Source organism: Pseudomonas sp. GW821-FHT03A09, from assembly GCF_059421065.1.
This window is the reverse complement of sequence record NZ_JBWKUX010000009.1, coordinates 199427-215912: the sequence shown is the minus strand read 5'-3', so window position 1 is coordinate 215912 and position 16486 is coordinate 199427. Positions and strand designations below refer to the sequence as shown.

The 16486-nt window shown below is 59.4% G+C and carries 13 protein-coding genes and 1 pseudogene; 7 read left to right on the top strand and 7 right to left on the bottom strand.

Features of this window, described 5'->3' with window-relative positions; translation table 11 throughout:
• The first annotated feature begins 7 nt into the window (after positions 1–7).
• The gene (sbcB, locus tag AC07V4_RS18250) at positions 8–1435 is read left to right on the top strand and encodes an exodeoxyribonuclease I (RefSeq protein ID WP_492637909.1); all 1428 of its coding nucleotides are present in this window, start codon (positions 8–10) and stop codon (positions 1433–1435) included.
• A 90-nt stretch (positions 1436–1525) separates the two neighbouring features.
• Here sbcB and mvaT read toward each other — a convergent pair whose 3' ends face one another.
• Positions 1526–1900: a histone-like nucleoid-structuring protein MvaT gene (gene mvaT / locus AC07V4_RS18245; RefSeq protein ID WP_003175830.1), complete on the bottom strand. Its 375-nt coding sequence runs from the start codon at positions 1898–1900 to the stop codon at positions 1526–1528.
• Between the two features lie 349 nt (positions 1901–2249).
• On the opposite strand from mvaT, the gene purU reads away from it, so the two are divergent.
• Positions 2250–3098, top strand: a complete 849-nt coding sequence (gene purU, locus AC07V4_RS18240; RefSeq protein WP_005790961.1) for a formyltetrahydrofolate deformylase — start codon at positions 2250–2252, stop codon at positions 3096–3098.
• Positions 3099–3182: 84 nt separating this feature from the next.
• Positions 3183–3353, top strand: coding sequence for a hypothetical protein (locus AC07V4_RS18235; protein ID WP_492637908.1), 171 nt, complete (start codon positions 3183–3185; stop codon positions 3351–3353).
• Between the two features lie 34 nt (positions 3354–3387).
• Here the strand turns inward: AC07V4_RS18235 and AC07V4_RS18230 are convergent, their stop codons facing one another.
• Both AC07V4_RS18230 and AC07V4_RS18225 read right to left on the bottom strand, forming a co-directional pair.
• Positions 3388–4152, bottom strand: coding sequence for a methyl-accepting chemotaxis protein (locus AC07V4_RS18230; protein ID WP_492637950.1), 765 nt, complete (start codon positions 4150–4152; stop codon positions 3388–3390).
• 93 nt (positions 4153–4245) lie between these two features.
• Positions 4246–5277, bottom strand: a pseudogene (locus AC07V4_RS18225) (HAMP domain-containing protein); the annotation flags it as partial.
• A 205-nt stretch (positions 5278–5482) separates the two neighbouring features.
• Here AC07V4_RS18225 and AC07V4_RS18220 point away from each other — a divergent pair.
• A complete protein-coding gene (locus AC07V4_RS18220; protein ID WP_492637907.1) occupies positions 5483–6961 on the top strand; it encodes a helicase HerA-like domain-containing protein in 1479 nt (492 codons plus the stop codon).
• A gap of 4 nt (positions 6962–6965) precedes the next feature.
• On the opposite strand, the gene AC07V4_RS18215 is transcribed toward AC07V4_RS18220, so the two are convergent.
• The gene (locus AC07V4_RS18215) at positions 6966–7421 is read right to left on the bottom strand and encodes a DUF721 domain-containing protein (RefSeq protein WP_492637906.1); all 456 of its coding nucleotides are present in this window, start codon (positions 7419–7421) and stop codon (positions 6966–6968) included.
• Positions 7422–7726: 305 nt separating this feature from the next.
• On the opposite strand from AC07V4_RS18215, the gene secA reads away from it, so the two are divergent.
• From secA to AC07V4_RS18200, 3 genes are all read left to right on the top strand, one after another.
• Entirely contained in the window at positions 7727–10462 is a 2736-nt protein-coding gene (gene secA / locus AC07V4_RS18210; protein WP_492637905.1) for a preprotein translocase subunit SecA, read from the top strand.
• Between the two features lie 123 nt (positions 10463–10585).
• Positions 10586–11803, top strand: coding sequence for a bifunctional glutamate N-acetyltransferase/amino-acid acetyltransferase ArgJ (gene argJ, locus AC07V4_RS18205; protein WP_492637904.1), 1218 nt, complete (start codon positions 10586–10588; stop codon positions 11801–11803).
• A 20-nt stretch (positions 11804–11823) separates the two neighbouring features.
• Complete coding sequence (locus tag AC07V4_RS18200; protein WP_492637903.1) at positions 11824–12768, top strand: Nudix family hydrolase; 945 nt, start codon at positions 11824–11826, stop codon at positions 12766–12768.
• Between the two features lie 116 nt (positions 12769–12884).
• Here the strand turns inward: AC07V4_RS18200 and AC07V4_RS18195 are convergent, their stop codons facing one another.
• Genes AC07V4_RS18195 through AC07V4_RS18185 form a run of 3 tightly spaced genes read right to left on the bottom strand, consistent with a single transcriptional unit; the run spans position 12885 to position 16466 of the window.
• Complete coding sequence (locus tag AC07V4_RS18195; protein ID WP_492637902.1) at positions 12885–13463, bottom strand: cob(I)yrinic acid a,c-diamide adenosyltransferase; 579 nt, start codon at positions 13461–13463, stop codon at positions 12885–12887.
• A 2-nt stretch (positions 13464–13465) separates the two neighbouring features.
• Complete coding sequence (locus AC07V4_RS18190; RefSeq protein ID WP_431752741.1) at positions 13466–15502, bottom strand: sensor histidine kinase; 2037 nt, start codon at positions 15500–15502, stop codon at positions 13466–13468.
• Positions 15503–15548: 46 nt separating this feature from the next.
• Positions 15549–16466, bottom strand: coding sequence for a putative 2-dehydropantoate 2-reductase (locus AC07V4_RS18185; RefSeq protein ID WP_492637901.1), 918 nt, complete (start codon positions 16464–16466; stop codon positions 15549–15551).
• Positions 16467–16486: the final 20 nt, after the last annotated feature.

Sequence of the window (16486 nt, the reverse complement as noted above, 5' to 3'; positions counted from 1 at the left end):
ATAGCCCGTGACCTCCATTTTCTGGTACGACTATGAAACCACCGGCATCAACCCGCGCAGCGATCGCCCGCTCCAGGTAGCCGGTATTCGTACCGACCTCGAACTCAACGAGATCGGCCCGCCGCTCAATCTTTATTGCCGGCCAAGCGACGATATCCTGCCCCATCCGGCGGCCTGCATGATTACCGGTATTACCCCAGGCGTGCTCGCGGAGAAGGGCTTGGCCGAAGCCGATTTCATGACGCGGGTGCACGCCGAACTGGCGGCTCCCGGCACGTGCGGCGCTGGCTACAACACCCTGCGGTTTGATGATGAAATGACGCGCTACAGCCTGTATCGCAATTTTTTCGACCCTTACGCACGGGAGTGGCAGGGGGGGAACAGCCGTTGGGACTTGATTGACGTGGTGCGCACCGCCTATGCCCTGCGCCCTGAAGGGATTGTCTGGCCAGAGCAGGATGGGCGGGTGACCCTTAAGCTTGAGCGCCTGACCCAGGCTAATGGCATCGATCACGGACAGGCCCATGATGCGTTGTCCGATGTGCGGGCGACCATCGCCTTGGCGCGGCTGGTTCGAGAAAAGCAGCCCAAGTTGTACGAATGGCTATTTCAACTGCGCAGTAAGCAACGGGTGATGGACCAGGTGCGTCTGCTGCAACCGATGGTGCATATTTCCGGGCGGTTTTCCGCCGAGCGCCACTACCTGGGTGTGGTACTGCCATTGGCCTGGCACCCGCGCAATCGCAATGCGTTGATCGTCTGTGACCTTGGGCTCGACTCACAGGCTTTGCTGGAGCTGGACGCCGATGCTTTGCGTCAGCGCCTCTACACGCGCCGTGATGACCTGGCCGAAGGCGAGCTGCCGGTTCCTCTCAAGTTGCTGCATATCAACCGGTGCCCAGTCGTTGCCCCAATGAATGTGTTGCGAGCGCAGGACCGTGAGCGGCTTCAGTTGGATATGGATGTCTGTCAGGCTCGTGCGCTGCGACTAACTGACGCACAGGAAGTTTGGCGTGACAAGTTGGCGGCTGTTTATACCGAAGAGGATTTTGCTCCGAGTGTTGACCCGGAGCAGCAGCTTTACGATGGTTTTATTGGTGACCGCGATCGTCGTTTATGCGAGCAAGTCCGTGGGGCAGAGCCTGCACAACTAGCGCGCCAGCAGTGGCCTTTCGATGATCATCGCTTGCCGGAATTATTGTTTCGCTACCGTGCCCGTAACTTTCCTGACACCTTGGACAATGAAGAGCAACAACGTTGGAAACTTTTCTGCCAGCAACGTTTGTCAAATCCGGAGTGGGGAGCACCGAATACTCTGTTGGCATTTAAGCAGGCGTGTGCGGAGTTGGCTATTAGTGCTACATCGTTTCAGTGCCAGGTACTGGGCCAATGGCAGGAATATGCCGATGCGTTGGCTGCCCGCTTGAACCCCTAGTCGGTAATTGTCGCGTATTCAGGCATAAAAAAACGCCAGCAAGCTGGCGTTTTTTTATGTGTCGCGTATCTGGCGCGAGCCCGACTCGGCTTAGCCCAGCAGGGTAGCCCAGCCTTCAACCACATCGCCGCCCCACTTGGCTTTCCACTCTTTCAGAGTCTTGTGGTTGCCACCTTTGGTTTCAATCACTTCGCCGTTGTGCGGGTTCTTGTATTGCTTGACCTTGCGAGCACGCTTGGTGCCGGTAGTTTTTACGGCGCCACGGGGTGCTTTAACTTTAGACTCTGGGTCCAGCAGCGCGATGATGTCACGCAGGGATTTGGAGTATTCACCCATCAGAGTGCGCAGTTTGCCTTCGAATTCCAGCTCGGTTTTCAGCTTGTCGTCTTGGGACAGGTTCTTCAAACGGGCTTGCAGCTCTTTAATAGCTTCTTCGGTGGCACGGTATTCGTTGATCAGAGACATGTGGACTACCTTATGTAGAGCGCTGATTGACAGGGAGAGTGGCCCAATAATAGTCAGGCAATTTCATCAAGTAAACATTTAAGCAGGCATTTATGTGAATTACTTTGAATGTTTGTCGCAAAGCTACGCATTCGAGTTAATTAGTAGGTCGTAGGCCTAAAGATAATCTCGTTTGTTTTTTGATAAATGCTTGAGCGTGCCGTTATACGGTCATATTACGGTGGTAAAACCATACGTTATTAAGGGGTGTCCCCACGGCGGGGTTCAGAATAAGGCGCAAGGAATACTGCAGTTTTTCTGCGCAATCGCTAGAATGGCGGCCTTTGCGAAGTTCTGGAGTTTCCCCCTAATGCGCACTTTTCGGCTGGTGATTGCTTGCCCGGACCGGGTTGGCATCGTTGCCAAAGTCAGTAACTTTCTGGCCTCCCATAACGGTTGGATCACCGAGGCGAGCCATCACTCGGACGATCTCAGCGGATGGTTTTTCATGCGTCACGAAATTCGTGCCGACACACTACCCTTTGGTCTTGAAGCCTTCCGTGAGGCGTTTGCGCCGATCGCCGAAGAGTTTTCGATGACATGGCACATCACCGACACCGAACAGAAAAAACGTGTCGTGCTGATGGCCAGCCGTGAGTCCCACTGCCTCGCAGACTTGTTGCACCGCTGGCACAGTGATGAGCTGGACTGCGAGATTGCCTGTGTGATTTCCAACCATGATGACCTGCGTAGCATGGTCGAGTGGCATGGCATCCCGTACTACCACGTGCCGGTCAACCCGCAGGACAAGGAGCCAGCGTTCGCCGAGGTGTCCCGCCTGGTCAAGCAGCATGAAGCCGACGTGGTGGTACTGGCGCGCTACATGCAGATCCTGCCGCCGGAGCTGTGCCGCGAATACGCCGGCAAGGTGATCAACATTCACCATAGCTTCCTGCCGTCGTTCGTCGGGGCCAAGCCGTATCACCAGGCTTCCCTGCGTGGCGTGAAGTTGATTGGCGCAACCTGCCACTACGTTACCGAAGAGTTGGACGCAGGTCCGATCATCGAGCAGGACGTGGTCCGCGTCAGCCACAGTGACAGTATTGAAGACATGGTGCGTTTCGGCCGTGACGTCGAGAAAATGGTCCTGGCCCGTGGCCTGCGTTACCACTTGGAAGACCGCGTACTGGTGCACGGCAACAAGACGGTCGTGTTCTGATCCCGCGTGGTGATTGAAGTACCAAGGGCTTGGGCGTTAAATCGACCCAGGCCTTTTTTTTGCCTGCTGCACAGGACTTGAATGATGAGCGACCCACTGGACAAAGCCACATCAAAAGCCCCAGCCACCTTGGGGGAGGGCTGTTTGAGCCGGTATGACCCGGATGACCTGGACGCTGAAGACGGCACCGAATTCCCCGGCGCCGCCGAGCTGTGGGAGCAGGAGCAGAATAAAGACGAGACCCGGGAGAAATAGAGGCCCGCCGTTCTTTAGGCGGCGGGCGCAGGTGTCAGATCCGGAAGCTGCCCACCAACTGCTTCAGTCGTGATGCCTGTTGCTCCAGGTCAGTGCAGGCACGCAGTGTGGATTGCAGGTTTTCCACGCCTTCCTGATTGAGCGTGTTGATCTCTGTGATGTCCATGTTGATCGACTCCACCACGGAGGTCTGCTCCTCGGTGGCGGTCGCGACTGACTGGTTCATGCCGTCGATCTCGCCAATGCGCTGAGTCACGCTGTTCAAGCGTTCGCCGGCCTGGTTGGCGATGTCCACGCTGTCTTGGCTGTGGCGCTGGCTTTCACTCATGGTGCTGACGGAGTCCCGAGCCCCGACCTGAAGTTCTTCGATCATCTTCTGTACTTGTTGCGCCGATTCCTGGGTGCGATGGGCCAGGTTGCGCACTTCGTCGGCCACGACCGCAAACCCTCGACCGGCTTCCCCGGCCCGGGCCGCTTCGATGGCAGCGTTGAGGGCCAAGAGATTAGTCTGCTGGGAGATGCTGGTGATCACCTCAAGGATCTGGCCGATATTGACCGTCTTGCTGTTCAGCGCTTCGATATTGCTGCCGGAAGCGCTGATCATCTCGGACAGCAGGTTCATCGCCTTGATGTTGCGTTCCACGACCTGCTGGCCGTCTTCGGCCAAACTCCGTGCGTCACTGGCTTGCTGCGAGGCTTGCGCCGCATTGCGGGCGATTTCCTGGGCGGCGGCGCCCAGCTCGTTGATGGCGGCGGCGACGCTGTTGGTGCGATTGGCCTGCTCGTCCGAATTGACCATTGACGAGTTGGAGGCGCTGACCACCCGCAAGGCCACTTCGTTGACCTGCTCGGTGGCCGAGGACACTTCGCGAATCGAGGTATGGATACGTTCCACGAAACGGTTGAACGCCTTGCCCAGGGTGCCGAACTCATCATTGTTCTGGATACTCAGGCGGCGGGTCAGGTCGCCTTCGCCATCGGCGATGTCCTCCATGGCCCGGGTCATCACGTGCAACGGTTGCAGCAAGACGCGGATGAGCATGCCCAGAAGGGCGATGATGATCACCACCGCAATGATCGTCGCGATCACCGCCGAAGTGCGGAACTGGCTGAGCATCGCGAAGGATTTGTTCTTATCCACCGAAATACCCAAGTACCAGTTCACCGATGGCAAGCCTTTGATCGGGGTGAAGGTCACGATATTGGTTTTGCCGTTGGCATCCACTTCGCTGAAATCAGCGCTGATCTTCGGCGTGTTTTTCGGGTACACGTCGGCCAGGGCCTTCATCACCAGGTTCTTGTCCGGGTGCACCAGCACTTTGCCGTCGGCACTGACCAGGAACGCGTAACCCATGCCGCCGAAGTTCAGCGCACTGATGTTATCCACCAGGGTTTGCAGGCTCAGGTCTCCACCCACCACACCAATACTCTGGCCGCCCTTGGCGCTGGGTGTGGCGATGGAAATGATCAGTTGCCCGGTTGCCGCGTCGATATAGGGTTCGGTCAGCGTCGAGCCGTTGCTGCTCTGGGCGCCCTTGTACCAGGGACGGACACGCGGGTCGAAACCATCCGGCATCTTGGTGTCGGGGCGGATGGTGAAGGCGCCTTTACTGTCGCCGACGTAGGTCGCCATGAATGAGGATGTCAGCGCTTTCTGTTCCAGCAGGCTGGCGACGGCGGACGGTTCAGGATTGATGGCAATGTTCTGGGCGGCGTTTTCCACCAGGACGATACGCCCGGTGAGCCAGGTTTGAATGTTGCTGGCTGTTACATTGCCCATTTCATGCAGGTAGTTATTGAGGTCGTCGCGGATCGCGTTGCGTTGCAGATAGTCGTTATAGAGGGTAAACAGCGCGAAGGCGGCGATGACGATAAGGGAGGCTGCAAGCAGGATTTTATGGCTGAAGCGCAGGTTTTTATTCATGGCTTGTAGGGTCCGCTAAGGTCTTATATATCCGAAGCGCGTCCTTTTGGGAGGCGCGAAATGGCAGCGTCAAAAAAGGTGTGATACTTCTGGTGATAGCTCTTTGTATTTTTGTAGGAGCTGTCTGACCTATTTTTAGACTTTGTGGGTCTCACATCTGCCTGTATCGGCTTGGCTGCACTAAAGATTAACCATAGGTGACGAAATGCCTGACTCCACGCAACTTCTTATCGGTGCCGGCCTTGACGGCCAGCCCATCGCCCAGGCCATGCGCCTGGCCAACCGCCACGGTTTGATTGCCGGTGCCACGGGCACGGGCAAGACCGTTACCCTGCAGCGTCTGGCGGAAGCCTTCAGCGACGCGGGCGTGGCGGTATTTGCCGCCGACATCAAGGGCGATCTCTGCGGCCTGGGTGCCGCAGCCAACCCCCAGGGCAAAGTGGCCGAGCGTATCGCCGGTATGCCTTTCCTTAATTACACGGCCAAGGCCTACCCGGTAACGCTGTGGGATATCCTCGGGCAATCCGGTCATCCGTTGCGTACGACCATCAGTGAGATGGGGCCGCTATTGCTCGGCAGCCTGCTGGAACTCACCGACAGCCAGCAGTCAGCGCTCTATGCAACCTTCAAGGTAGCGGACCGTGAAGGCCTGTTGCTGCTGGATCTCAAGGACCTCAAGGCACTGCTCAACCACTTGCGCTATCACCCGGAGCTGCTGGGCGACGATGCAGCGTTGATGACCACCGGCTCCAGCCAGGCGTTGTTGCGACGCCTCGCTGTGTTGGAACAGCAGGGCGCAGAGGCCTTGTTTGGCGAGCCGGCGCTGCAACTCGAAGATATCTTGCAGCCCGCCAGCGATGGGCGCGGGCGGATTCACCTGCTGGATGCCAGCCGCTTGGTGCACGAGGCGCCGAAAGTCTACGCGACCTTCTTGTTGTGGCTTCTGGCTGAGTTGTTCGAGCAACTCCCCGAGCGCGGCGACGCCGACAAACCGCTGCTGGCGTTGTTTTTCGACGAGGCGCATTTGTTATTCGCGGATACGCCCAAGGCCCTGCAGGACCGTTTGGAGCAAGTGGTGCGCTTGATTCGCTCCAAAGGGGTGGGCGTGTACTTTGTCACGCAATCCCCGGGAGACCTGCCGGACACAGTACTTGCACAACTCGGGCTGCGTATACAGCACGGCTTGCGTGCATTTACCACCAAGGAGCAGAAGTCCCTGCGCGCGGTAGCGGACGGTTTTCGCCCCAACCCGGCATTCGATACCTTGTCGGTGCTGACTGAACTGGGCACCGGTGAGGCGTTGGTGGGCACCTTGCAGGAAAAAGGTACGCCGGAAGTGGTCCAGCGGGTACTGGTCGCGCCTCCGCAATCGCGGATCGGGCCGCTTAGCGAAGCCGAACGTGCGGCGTTGATCGCCAGTTCGCCTTTGTTGGGGCGGTACGACAAGCCAATAGATCGTGAATCGGCCTATGAAGTGCTGATGGCCCGCAAGGAGCTTGGGAGCGAGGAGCCAGCCACGCCGGCGGCCGAGGAACCGAGTTTCACCGACAAGGCCGGTGCATTCCTCGGGACGACGGCAGGCAAGGCGCTGAAGTCAGCGATGCAGCAGGCGGCCAATCAGATGGGGCGTCAGTTGGTGCGTGGCTTGCTGGGGTCTTTGTTGGGCGGCAGTAAGCGCAAGTAGCGGTTCAGGGCTTGGGCCTGGCATGGGCGGCCAGCCGCTCCAAGGCCGCGCGCAAGCCCGGATCGTTGATCCCGTCGGCCGTTGCCTGAATGGTTTCGGCCGCATTTTCCGACAGGTCCATTGTCTGGCCCGTCGCGCTTTGCGGCTGGGTGGATGGCTGCACCTTGAACTGAATACGCGTCAAGCTGGCAAACTCATCAAATGCCATCAATTGTCGCAGCAAACGTTTTTGCTGATAGCGCAAGCGGGTCGCCCAATGGCCGTCTGTGACAATTAATAGCAAATGTCCTTCGCGCCAGGACGCCACATGACAATGTTCCCGTGCAGCGGGTTGCAGCTGGCTTTCGAGCAAACGTTGCAAATGGCCCAGGCGTTGCGCGTGCCCAAAGATGGCTTTCAAGGGCTTGGCTTCGCGGAGCAACACGCCAGGGGCGCGGGCTGAAAGTGGGCGAAATGCCATGTTTAGACACCTAAAGTAACAGAGCGGCCATCTTAGCAGAAAGCGCCTGTATGCCCCCTGGCCACGCATCGGCGCAGTTTTACCCGTGAAATCAATCGGTAACTTCTGCGCTCCATGGGTTGAAGTTCCAGTAAAAGCCCTTATTTTAAACAGGCCCTCTCACAGCACCATGCCAGCATCTGGGAATAACGCCACTTTCCTCACCCACGATTCCGGGTAGAATGCGCGTTCGCATGCGGCCGTGAGGGCTGCTCGGGCCACTCACGGTGCGCCCTCCATCCCTATGTGTGGAAGAACCTGCCGATATGTTTGCGCCTTTGTTAAAGAAACTTTTTGGAAGCAAGAATGAGCGCGAAGTCAAACGCATGCTCAAGACGGTGCAGCTGGTCAATGCCTTCGAAGAGCAGATGGTTGCCCTTTCGGACGACCAATTGCGCGCCAAGACCCAAGAGTTCAAGGCCCGCATAGCCAAAGGTGAAACCCTCGACAAGCTGCTTCCCGAAGCCTTTGCGGTCGCCCGTGAAGCCGGTAAGCGTGTCATGGGCATGCGCCACTTCGACGTTCAGTTGATCGGCGGCATGACCTTGCATGAAGGCATGATTGCCGAAATGCGTACAGGTGAAGGCAAGACCCTGGTGGCAACCCTGGGTGTTTACCTCAACGCACTGTCCGGCAAGGGCGTGCACGTGGTGACGGTGAACGACTACCTGGCTCGCCGGGACGCCAACTGGATGCGCCCGCTCTATGAATTCCTCGGCCTGACCGTCGGCGTGGTAACGCCGTTCCAGCCGCCGGAAGAGAAGCGTGCCGCCTACGCTGCCGACATCACCTACGGCACCAACAACGAATTCGGTTTCGACTACCTGCGCGACAACATGGCGTTCAGCATGGAAGAAAAATTCCAGCGTGAACTCAATTTTGCCGTGATCGACGAAGTCGACTCCATCCTGATCGACGAAGCCCGTACCCCGCTGATCATCTCCGGCCAGGCCGAAGACAGCTCGCGCCTGTACACCGAAATCAACAAGCTGATTCCGCGCCTGACCCAGCACATCGAAGAAGTCGAAGGCGTCGTGACCAAAGAAGGTCACTTCACCATCGACGAGAAGACCCGCCAGGTCGAGCTCAACGAAGCCGGTCACCAGTTTGTCGAAGAGATGCTGACCCAGATCGGCGAACTGGCCGAGGGCGAAAGCCTGTACTCGGCACACAACCTGGGCCTGTTGACCCACGTGTACGCCGGCCTGCGTGCCCACAAACTGTTCCATCGCAACGTTGAATACATCGTGCAGGACGGCCAGGTCGTGCTGGTCGACGAACACACCGGTCGTACCATGCCGGGTCGTCGCCTGTCCGAAGGCCTGCACCAGGCCATCGAAGCCAAGGAAAACCTCAATATCCAGGCTGAAAGCCAGACGTTGGCGTCCACTACCTTCCAGAACTACTTCCGTCTGTACAACAAACTGTCCGGTATGACCGGTACGGCCGACACCGAAGCGTTCGAATTCCACCAGATCTACAACCTGGCAGTGATGGTGATTCCACCGAACAAGCCGCTGGCGCGTAAAGACTTCAACGACCTGGTGTTCCTGACTGCCGAAGAGAAATACGCGGCAATCATCAACGACATCAAGGACGGCATGGCCCAGGGTCGTCCGATCCTGGTAGGTACCGCCACCATCGAAACTTCCGAGCACGTGTCCAACCTGCTCAACAAGGAAGGCATCGAGCACAAGGTACTGAACGCCAAGTTCCACGAAAAAGAAGCCGAGATCATCGCCCAGGCCGGTCGCCCAGGCGCACTGACCATCGCCACCAACATGGCCGGTCGTGGTACCGACATCCTGTTGGGCGGTAACTGGGAAGTCGAAGTCGCGGCACTGGAAAACCCGAGCCCTGAGCAGATCGCCCAGATCAAGGCCGACTGGCAGAAGCGTCACCAGGCCGTACTGGAGTCCGGTGGTTTGCAGGTGATTGCATCCGAGCGCCACGAATCTCGCCGTATCGACAACCAGCTGCGTGGTCGTGCCGGTCGTCAGGGCGACGCTGGTTCCAGCCGTTTCTACCTGTCCCTGGAAGACAGCCTGATGCGTATCTTCGCCTCGGACCGGGTGAAGAACTTCATGAAGGCCCTGGGCATGCAGTCCGGTGAAGCGATCGAGCACCGCATGGTGACCAACGCCATCGAGAAGGCCCAGCGCAAGGTTGAAGGCCGCAACTTCGACATTCGTAAGCAACTGCTCGAGTTCGATGACGTCAACAACGAACAGCGTAAAGTGATCTATCACATGCGTAACACGTTGCTGGCCGCCGACAACATTGGCGAGACCATCGCTGATTTCCGTCAGGACGTGCTGAACGCCACCGTCAGTGCCCACATTCCACCACAGTCCCTGCCTGAGCAGTGGGATGTTGCCGGCCTGGAAGCGGCGCTCAAGAGCGACTTCGGTGTCGACCTGCCGGTCCAGCAGTGGCTGGACGAAGACGATCACCTGTACGAAGAGACACTGCGCGAGAAGCTGATGACCGAGCTGCTGGCCGCGTACAACGAGAAAGAAGAACAGGCGAGTGCCGAAGCACTGCGCACCTTCGAGAAACAAATCGTACTGCGCGTGCTGGACGACCTGTGGAAAGACCACCTGTCGACCATGGACCACCTGCGTCACGGCATCCACCTGCGTGGCTACGCCCAGAAGAACCCGAAGCAGGAGTACAAGCGCGAGTCGTTCACGCTGTTCTCCGAGCTGCTGGATTCGATCAAGCGCGACTCGATTCGCGTGCTGTCCCACGTTCAGGTGCGTCGCGAAGACCCGATCGAGGAAGAGGCTCGCCTGCGTCAGGAAGCCGAAGCGCTGGCTGCCCGCATGCAGTTCCAGCATGACGAAGCACCGGGTCTCGAGCAGCCGGAAGTATTGGGCGAAGAGGTCGATGTGGCCTTGGCTCAAACACCAGTTCGCAACGATCAGAAGCTGGGCCGCAACGAACTGTGCTGGTGCGGTTCGGGCAAGAAGTTCAAACACTGCCACGGCGAAATCAACTAAGATTTTTGCCTGACGCTGCAACACCCCGCGCCGCGACCGGCTTATGCCGTCGCGGCGTTTTGCCATTAATTTCACCGTCGATCACGACGGCACAGACATCACCTATTTTTAAGGAGCGCATTCATGGCTGTTGGTCTTGGTCCTTTGCCCACATTGCACCCGGTTGCCGGTTTTGAACTCGGTATCGCTTCGGCCGGCATCAAGCGCCCGGGGCGCAAGGATGTGGTGGTGATGCGCTGTGCCGAAGGCTCGACCGTGGCAGGTGTGTTCACCCTCAACGCGTTCTGCGCAGCACCGGTGATCCTGGCCAAGCAACGCGTTGCCGGCAACATCCGTTACCTGCTGACCAACACCGGCAATGCCAACGCCGGCACCGGCGAGCCGGGCCTGGTTGCTGCGGCGCGCACTTGCGCCAAGCTGGCCCAACTGGCGGGAGTGGATGCCAGCCAAGTGCTGCCGTACTCCACCGGCGTAATCGGTGAGCCACTGCCTGTAGAAAAAATCGAAGGCGCCCTGCAAGCTGCGCTGGATGATCTGTCTGTGGATAACTGGGCCGCTGCTGCCACTGGCATCATGACCACCGACACGCTGCCAAAGGGCGCAAGCCGCCAGTTCATGCACGAAGGCGTGACCGTCACCGTGACCGGTATCAGCAAGGGCGCGGGCATGATCCGCCCGAACATGGCCACCATGCTCGGCTACATCGCCACCGATGCCAAGGTCTCCCGTGAGGTGCTGCACAAGCTGATGCTGGACGGTGCCAACAAGTCGTTCAACCGCATCACCATCGATGGCGACACCTCCACCAACGACTGCTGCATGCTGATCGCTACCGGCAAGGCCAACCTGCCGGAAATCACCACCACTGAAGGCCCATTGTTCGAGGCGTTGAAAAAGGCGGTGTTTGAAGTGTGCATGGACGTGGCCCAGGCCATCGTGCGCGATGGCGAAGGTGCCACCAAGTTCGTCACCGTTGAAGTCAACGGCGGCGCCAATCACCAGGAATGCCTGGATGTGGGTTACACCGTAGCCCATTCGCCGTTGATCAAGACCGCGCTGTTCGCCTCCGACCCGAACTGGGGCCGTATCCTGGCCGCCGTCGGCCGTGCCGGCGTACCGGATCTGGATGTGAGCAAGATCGACGTGTTCCTGGGTGAGGTGTGCATCGCCAGCCGTGGTGCCCGTGCCGAAACCTACACCGAGGCCCAGGGCTCGGCGGTGATGCAGCAAGAAGAAATCACCATCCGTATCGAGCTGGGTCGCGGCGCGTGCAGCGAAACCATCTGGACCACCGACCTGTCCCACGAGTACGTGAAGATCAACGCGGAATACCGTACCTGATAGCCAAGAGGAAAAGCGCGGTGAAACGAGTGCATGTAGCAGCAGCGGTGATCCGCGGTGTCGACGGCAGGATTCTGCTGGCGCGCCGTGCCGACACCCAGCATCAGGGCGGCCTCTGGGAGTTTCCCGGCGGCAAGGTGGAGGCCGATGAGTCGGTCGCAACCGCCTTGTCGCGCGAATTGCAGGAGGAACTGGGCATCCAGGTCACTACGGCGCGACCGCTGATCAAGGTGCAGCATGACTACCCGGACAAACAGGTGTTGCTGGATGTCTGGGAGGTGTCGGCGTTTACCGGTGAGCCTCATGGGGCCGAAGGGCAGCCGCTGGAATGGGTCGCGCCTCGGGACTTGCTCAACTATGAATTCCCGGCGGCCAATGCGCCGATTGTGGCTGCTGCTCGTTTGCCTGCCGAATACCTGATCACCCCTGGCGAACTGGAAACCCCGACTCTGCTGCGGGGCCTTCAGAAAGCTATTGCGGGTGGCATCAAGCTGGTTCAACTGCGTGCGCCCAACGGCTACGACCCTAAATACCGTGACTTGGCGGTGGATGCAGTGGGCCTGTGTGCTGGCAAGGCGCAATTGATGCTCAAGGGGCCCTTTGAGTGGCTGGGGGATTTCCCTTCGGCAGGCTGGCACATGACCTCGGCGCAACTGCGCAAATATGCGAGCAAAGGTCGGCCATTGCCCAAGGACCGCTGGTTGGCGGCTTCTTGCCACAATGCTGAGGAACTGGCGCTGGCGGAACTGATGGACGTGGATTTCGTCACGCTGTCACCGGTGCAGCCGACCCAGACTCATCCTGATGCGCAGCCTTTGGGTTGGGAGCAGGCGGCGGAGTTGATCAAGGGATTCAGCAAGCCAGTGTTTCTGTTGGGCGGGCTTGGGCCTGCCGAGCGGGAGCAGGCTTGGGAAGCCGGCGCCCAAGGTGTTGCCGGTATTCGGGCGTTCTGGCCTGAAGTTTGATGTCGTTCTGACGGGCCCATCGCAGGCAAGCCAGCTCCCACATTTGATTTGTGAATACATTCAAGTGTGGGAGCTGGCTTGCCTGCGATGAGGCCAAATCAGTCACCATCCAATTATCAATGTGGCTTAGCGGCCGCCTGCCACAAAACCTCGGCAACACCCTGGCGCTTGGCAATCACCCGCGCCGCCACAAACAGCAAATCCGACAACCGATTGATATACGCCAATCCTACGCCTTCCAGTGGCTCAACCGCATTCAACTGCTGGCACCGCCGTTCCGCACTGCGCGCCAGGCTGCGACAGATATGGGCTTGGGCGATCAGTGCCGAACCACCGGGCAGGATAAAGTTCTCCAGCGGCCCGACTTCCTCATTCCAGCGGTCAATCGCCGCTTCCAGCCGATCGACTTCCGCTGCATTCAAGGCTTTGTACACCGGCATTGCCAGTTCACCGCCCAGGTCGAACAAACGATGTTGGCAAGGCGTGAGCACCTCAATCACATCCTTGAGCTCAGGATGTTTGTCGCTCTGTTCCTCAAGGTTGGCCAGTAACAACCCCAACTGACTGTTCAGCGTATCGACCTCGCCAATCGCCTCCACTCGCGGGTGGTCCTTGGGCACACGACGGCCGTCACCGAGGCCGGTCTCGCCCTTGTCGCCGGTACGGGTGTAGATCTTCGACAGGCGAAAGCCCATGGTCATTGCTCCAGTTGGGTGAGTTCGTAAGGCGGCAGCTGGCTGCCCGCCAGGGGCAGTCGCAGGGTGAAACAGGTGCCTTGGCCAAGGGTGGACTGTACTTCCATCTGGCCTTTGTGGTTGTTGGTGACGATGAAATACGAGACCGACAGCCCAAGACCGGTGCCCTGGCCGATTTCCTTGGTGGTGAAGAACGGTTCGAAGGTGCGCTTGCGCACGTTCTCACTCATGCCGATGCCGTTGTCTTCCACTTGGATCTCCGCCCATGGCGGATTCAGGCGAGTGCGCAGGATGATACGGCCGGGCTCGCTGTCGTCTTCACGCAGGTGAATGGCCTGGGCGGCGTTTTTCAGCAAATTGAGCAGTACCTGTTCCAGCTCGTTGGCGGTGCCGGGCACAGGGCCTAATTGTGGATCGAATTGGCGGATGATCGCCTGGCCCTTGAAGTCGAAACCGATGGTCAGGTCGAAGTCGTTACCGGCGATTTCTACCGCTTGGTCGATCAGCGCAGGCAGATCGCAGGGGGCCATCTGCCGATTGCTGCGGCGGCTGAAACTGAGCATGTGGGTGACGATCTTCGCCGCCCGCGCGCCGGCTTGTTGGATGCCATCCAGCAGTTGTGGCACTTCGCGGCTCTGCAGGTAGCGGTTGACTGTGTCCAGCTCGATACCTGCTTGTTCGGCATGTTCCAGGTTTTTGGGCAGGTCGGGCGACAGGCGGCGGCGGATGTTCTGCACGTTATGCAAGATTGCCCCGAGTGGGTTATTGATCTCGTGGGCCATGCCCGCAGCAAGCCCGCCAACGGAAAGCATTTTTTCCGACTGCACCATCATTTCTTCCAGCGACAGACGCTGGGTGATGTCGTCGATTCGGATCACCACGCCGCGCCCGGCGCCGCCCATCAATGGGTAGAACGTCAGGGCGTAGTGCTTGGGTTCGTCATCTTTTATCCAGGTGACGCGCTCGATGCGCTCCACGGTGTGCTGTTCGACGGCGGCCTTGAGCTGCGTCAGGTAGGGCTTGAGTGGCTGGAAGGCGAGGAAGATCGGTTGGTTGAGCGCCTCATCCAGGCGGGTTCCGGAAAGCGCGCTGGCCTCCTGGTTCCACTGGGTGACGTAGAGCTGTTCGTCCAGGGCGATCAGCGCCGAGGGCATTGAGTCGATGATGCTGTTCAGGTAGTTCTGGAAACCGGTGAGTTTTTTCTCGATCTTGCTGCGAACCTGTACTTCCAGTTCGAGTTTGCGGTTGGTGTGGCGGGTTTCTTCGGCCAGGCCCTGGGCTTGGTCGTAAGCGGCCTGGGAATCATCGCGGGCGCGCTTGAGTTGCTGCTCGCGGGCTTCGATGCGCGACAGCATGGTGTTGAAGGCTTCGGCCAGGCTGCCGATTTCATCGTGGTTGCCGCGACCGGCGCGCAGGGCGTAGTTCTCTTCGCGGGTCACTTGGCGCGACAGTTCTTCCAGTTCGTGGATAGGGCGAGTGATAAGGCGCTTGATCTGCCGGGCGATGACCAGCCACAGCAGCACACTGAAAATCAGGATGCCCAGGCTCGCCGTCAGCGTGCCGGTATAAAACGCCACCGGTAGCTCGCTGCTGGCCACCAGTAGCAGGTGCCCGGAAGGTTGGCCGGCACGGGGCAGGGTGATGACCTGGTTGCTGCGAAACTCAGTGAGGCGCCAGGCCTCGATGTGCCGGTAGTTATCCGGCAGGTGCAGGCGGTTGCTGTGCTGCATCTGCGCCAGGCGGGTGCCTTCGCCGTCATACAGCGCGGCGGCGCGCAGCGGTGAATAGCTGGTCAGCTCATTGAGCAGGGCTTCGGCCTTGGCCGGCGATTCGAGGGCGTCAGCGGCAAGCGACGGGTTGGATACCAATCGTCCGATGGCCTGCAATGCCTGAGGGGCCATGCTTTCCTGGGAGATCCAGTAGGCCGCACTGATGAACGTCAGGTTGGCCACCAGCAATACGGTGGTCAACAACACCAGCAGGGCGGCCAGCAGTTTCTGCCCTACCGGTAGATTTTCAAGACGCTGGCGCAGTGGCATCAGGGTTTTTCCAGGTGATAGACAGGTAGGCAGGGTAGCGCGTGCCTCAGTCGCTGGCCAATCCGTGTGCCCGTAAGTGCTCGACCAAGCGCGTCTGCACTTGTTGCAGGTGGGGCAAGACCAACTGGTGGCGGGCAGCCGCTTCGCAGGCGTAGCCCAACAGGTAGCTGATTTCGGTACGGCGGCCGTTGGCCACGTCCTGATACATGGAGGAATAGTTGGCGGCGGTGGCTTGGATCACCCGTTCCACTTCGCTGTGCAAATCCTCGGCAGCGGCGGGCTGGCCACTGCATTCGAGCAGTTCGGCCAGCTCGGCGCACAAGGTCGCGACTTCACATTGATGCTCTTGCAGACCGCCGTTGCGGCATTGGTACAGCACGGTCAGTGGGTTGATCGCGCAGTTGAGGGCCAGCTTGCGCCATAGGCGCGTGAGAATCTCGGGGCTCCACGCGTGGGGGATGCCGGCAGCGTTCAGGTCATCCAGCCATAGCGGTGGAGTAGGGTGGCTGGCGTCTCCCAGCCAGGTGTAGCCGTGGCCGGCAAATACCACGCGCCAGTCGCTGTCGCGGAAGGCGCCCTCGGTGCTGGAGGCAAAAATGCAGCGGGCCTGGGGCAGTTGGGCGGCAACGGCGTCCTGGCTGCCGAGGCCGTTTTGCAACAGGATCAGTTCGGCGTCTGGCACCAGGCGATGTTGCAATTGGGCGATGGCGTCTTGTGCGTCGTAGGCTTTGCACGCGACCAGCAGGCGATGAATCGGCGTCGGGCTGTCAGGCGTTTCGCCGATCACCGGATAGGTGTGCTCTACGCCATGCTCGATCAGCGTCAACCCTGGCCCCGCCTGATAGCTGGCCAGGCGCGCATCGTCTCGCAGGATCAACCTCACGGGCACGCCCGCGCGAACCAGGCGCGAAGCCCAGAGGGTGCCCAGGCTGCCGGCGCCGAGAATGTGCCAGGTGGTCGACATCAGTTTGTACTCCGTAGGGC

Bases quoted from the DNA above. Each gene is read 5' to 3' on its own strand.
- mvaT (WP_003175830.1), bottom strand. From the start codon at position 1,900: ATGTCTCTGATCAACGAATACCGTGCCACCGAAGAAGCTATTAAAGAG.
- purU (WP_005790961.1), top strand. From the start codon at position 2,250: ATGCGCACTTTTCGGCTGGTGATTGCTTGCCCGGACCGGGTTGGCATC.
- AC07V4_RS18235 (WP_492637908.1), top strand. From the start codon at position 3,183: ATGAGCGACCCACTGGACAAAGCCACATCAAAAGCCCCAGCCACCTTG.
- AC07V4_RS18230 (WP_492637950.1), bottom strand. From the start codon at position 4,152: ATGGTCAATTCGGACGAGCAGGCCAATCGCACCAACAGCGTCGCCGCC.
- AC07V4_RS18220 (WP_492637907.1), top strand. From the start codon at position 5,483: ATGCCTGACTCCACGCAACTTCTTATCGGTGCCGGCCTTGACGGCCAG.
- AC07V4_RS18215 (WP_492637906.1), bottom strand. From the start codon at position 7,421: ATGGCATTTCGCCCACTTTCAGCCCGCGCCCCTGGCGTGTTGCTCCGC.
- secA (WP_492637905.1), top strand. From the start codon at position 7,727: ATGTTTGCGCCTTTGTTAAAGAAACTTTTTGGAAGCAAGAATGAGCGC.
- argJ (WP_492637904.1), top strand. From the start codon at position 10,586: ATGGCTGTTGGTCTTGGTCCTTTGCCCACATTGCACCCGGTTGCCGGT.
- AC07V4_RS18195 (WP_492637902.1), bottom strand. From the start codon at position 13,463: ATGGGCTTTCGCCTGTCGAAGATCTACACCCGTACCGGCGACAAGGGC.
- AC07V4_RS18190 (WP_431752741.1), bottom strand. From the start codon at position 15,502: ATGCCACTGCGCCAGCGTCTTGAAAATCTACCGGTAGGGCAGAAACTG.
- AC07V4_RS18185 (WP_492637901.1), bottom strand. From the start codon at position 16,466: ATGTCGACCACCTGGCACATTCTCGGCGCCGGCAGCCTGGGCACCCTC.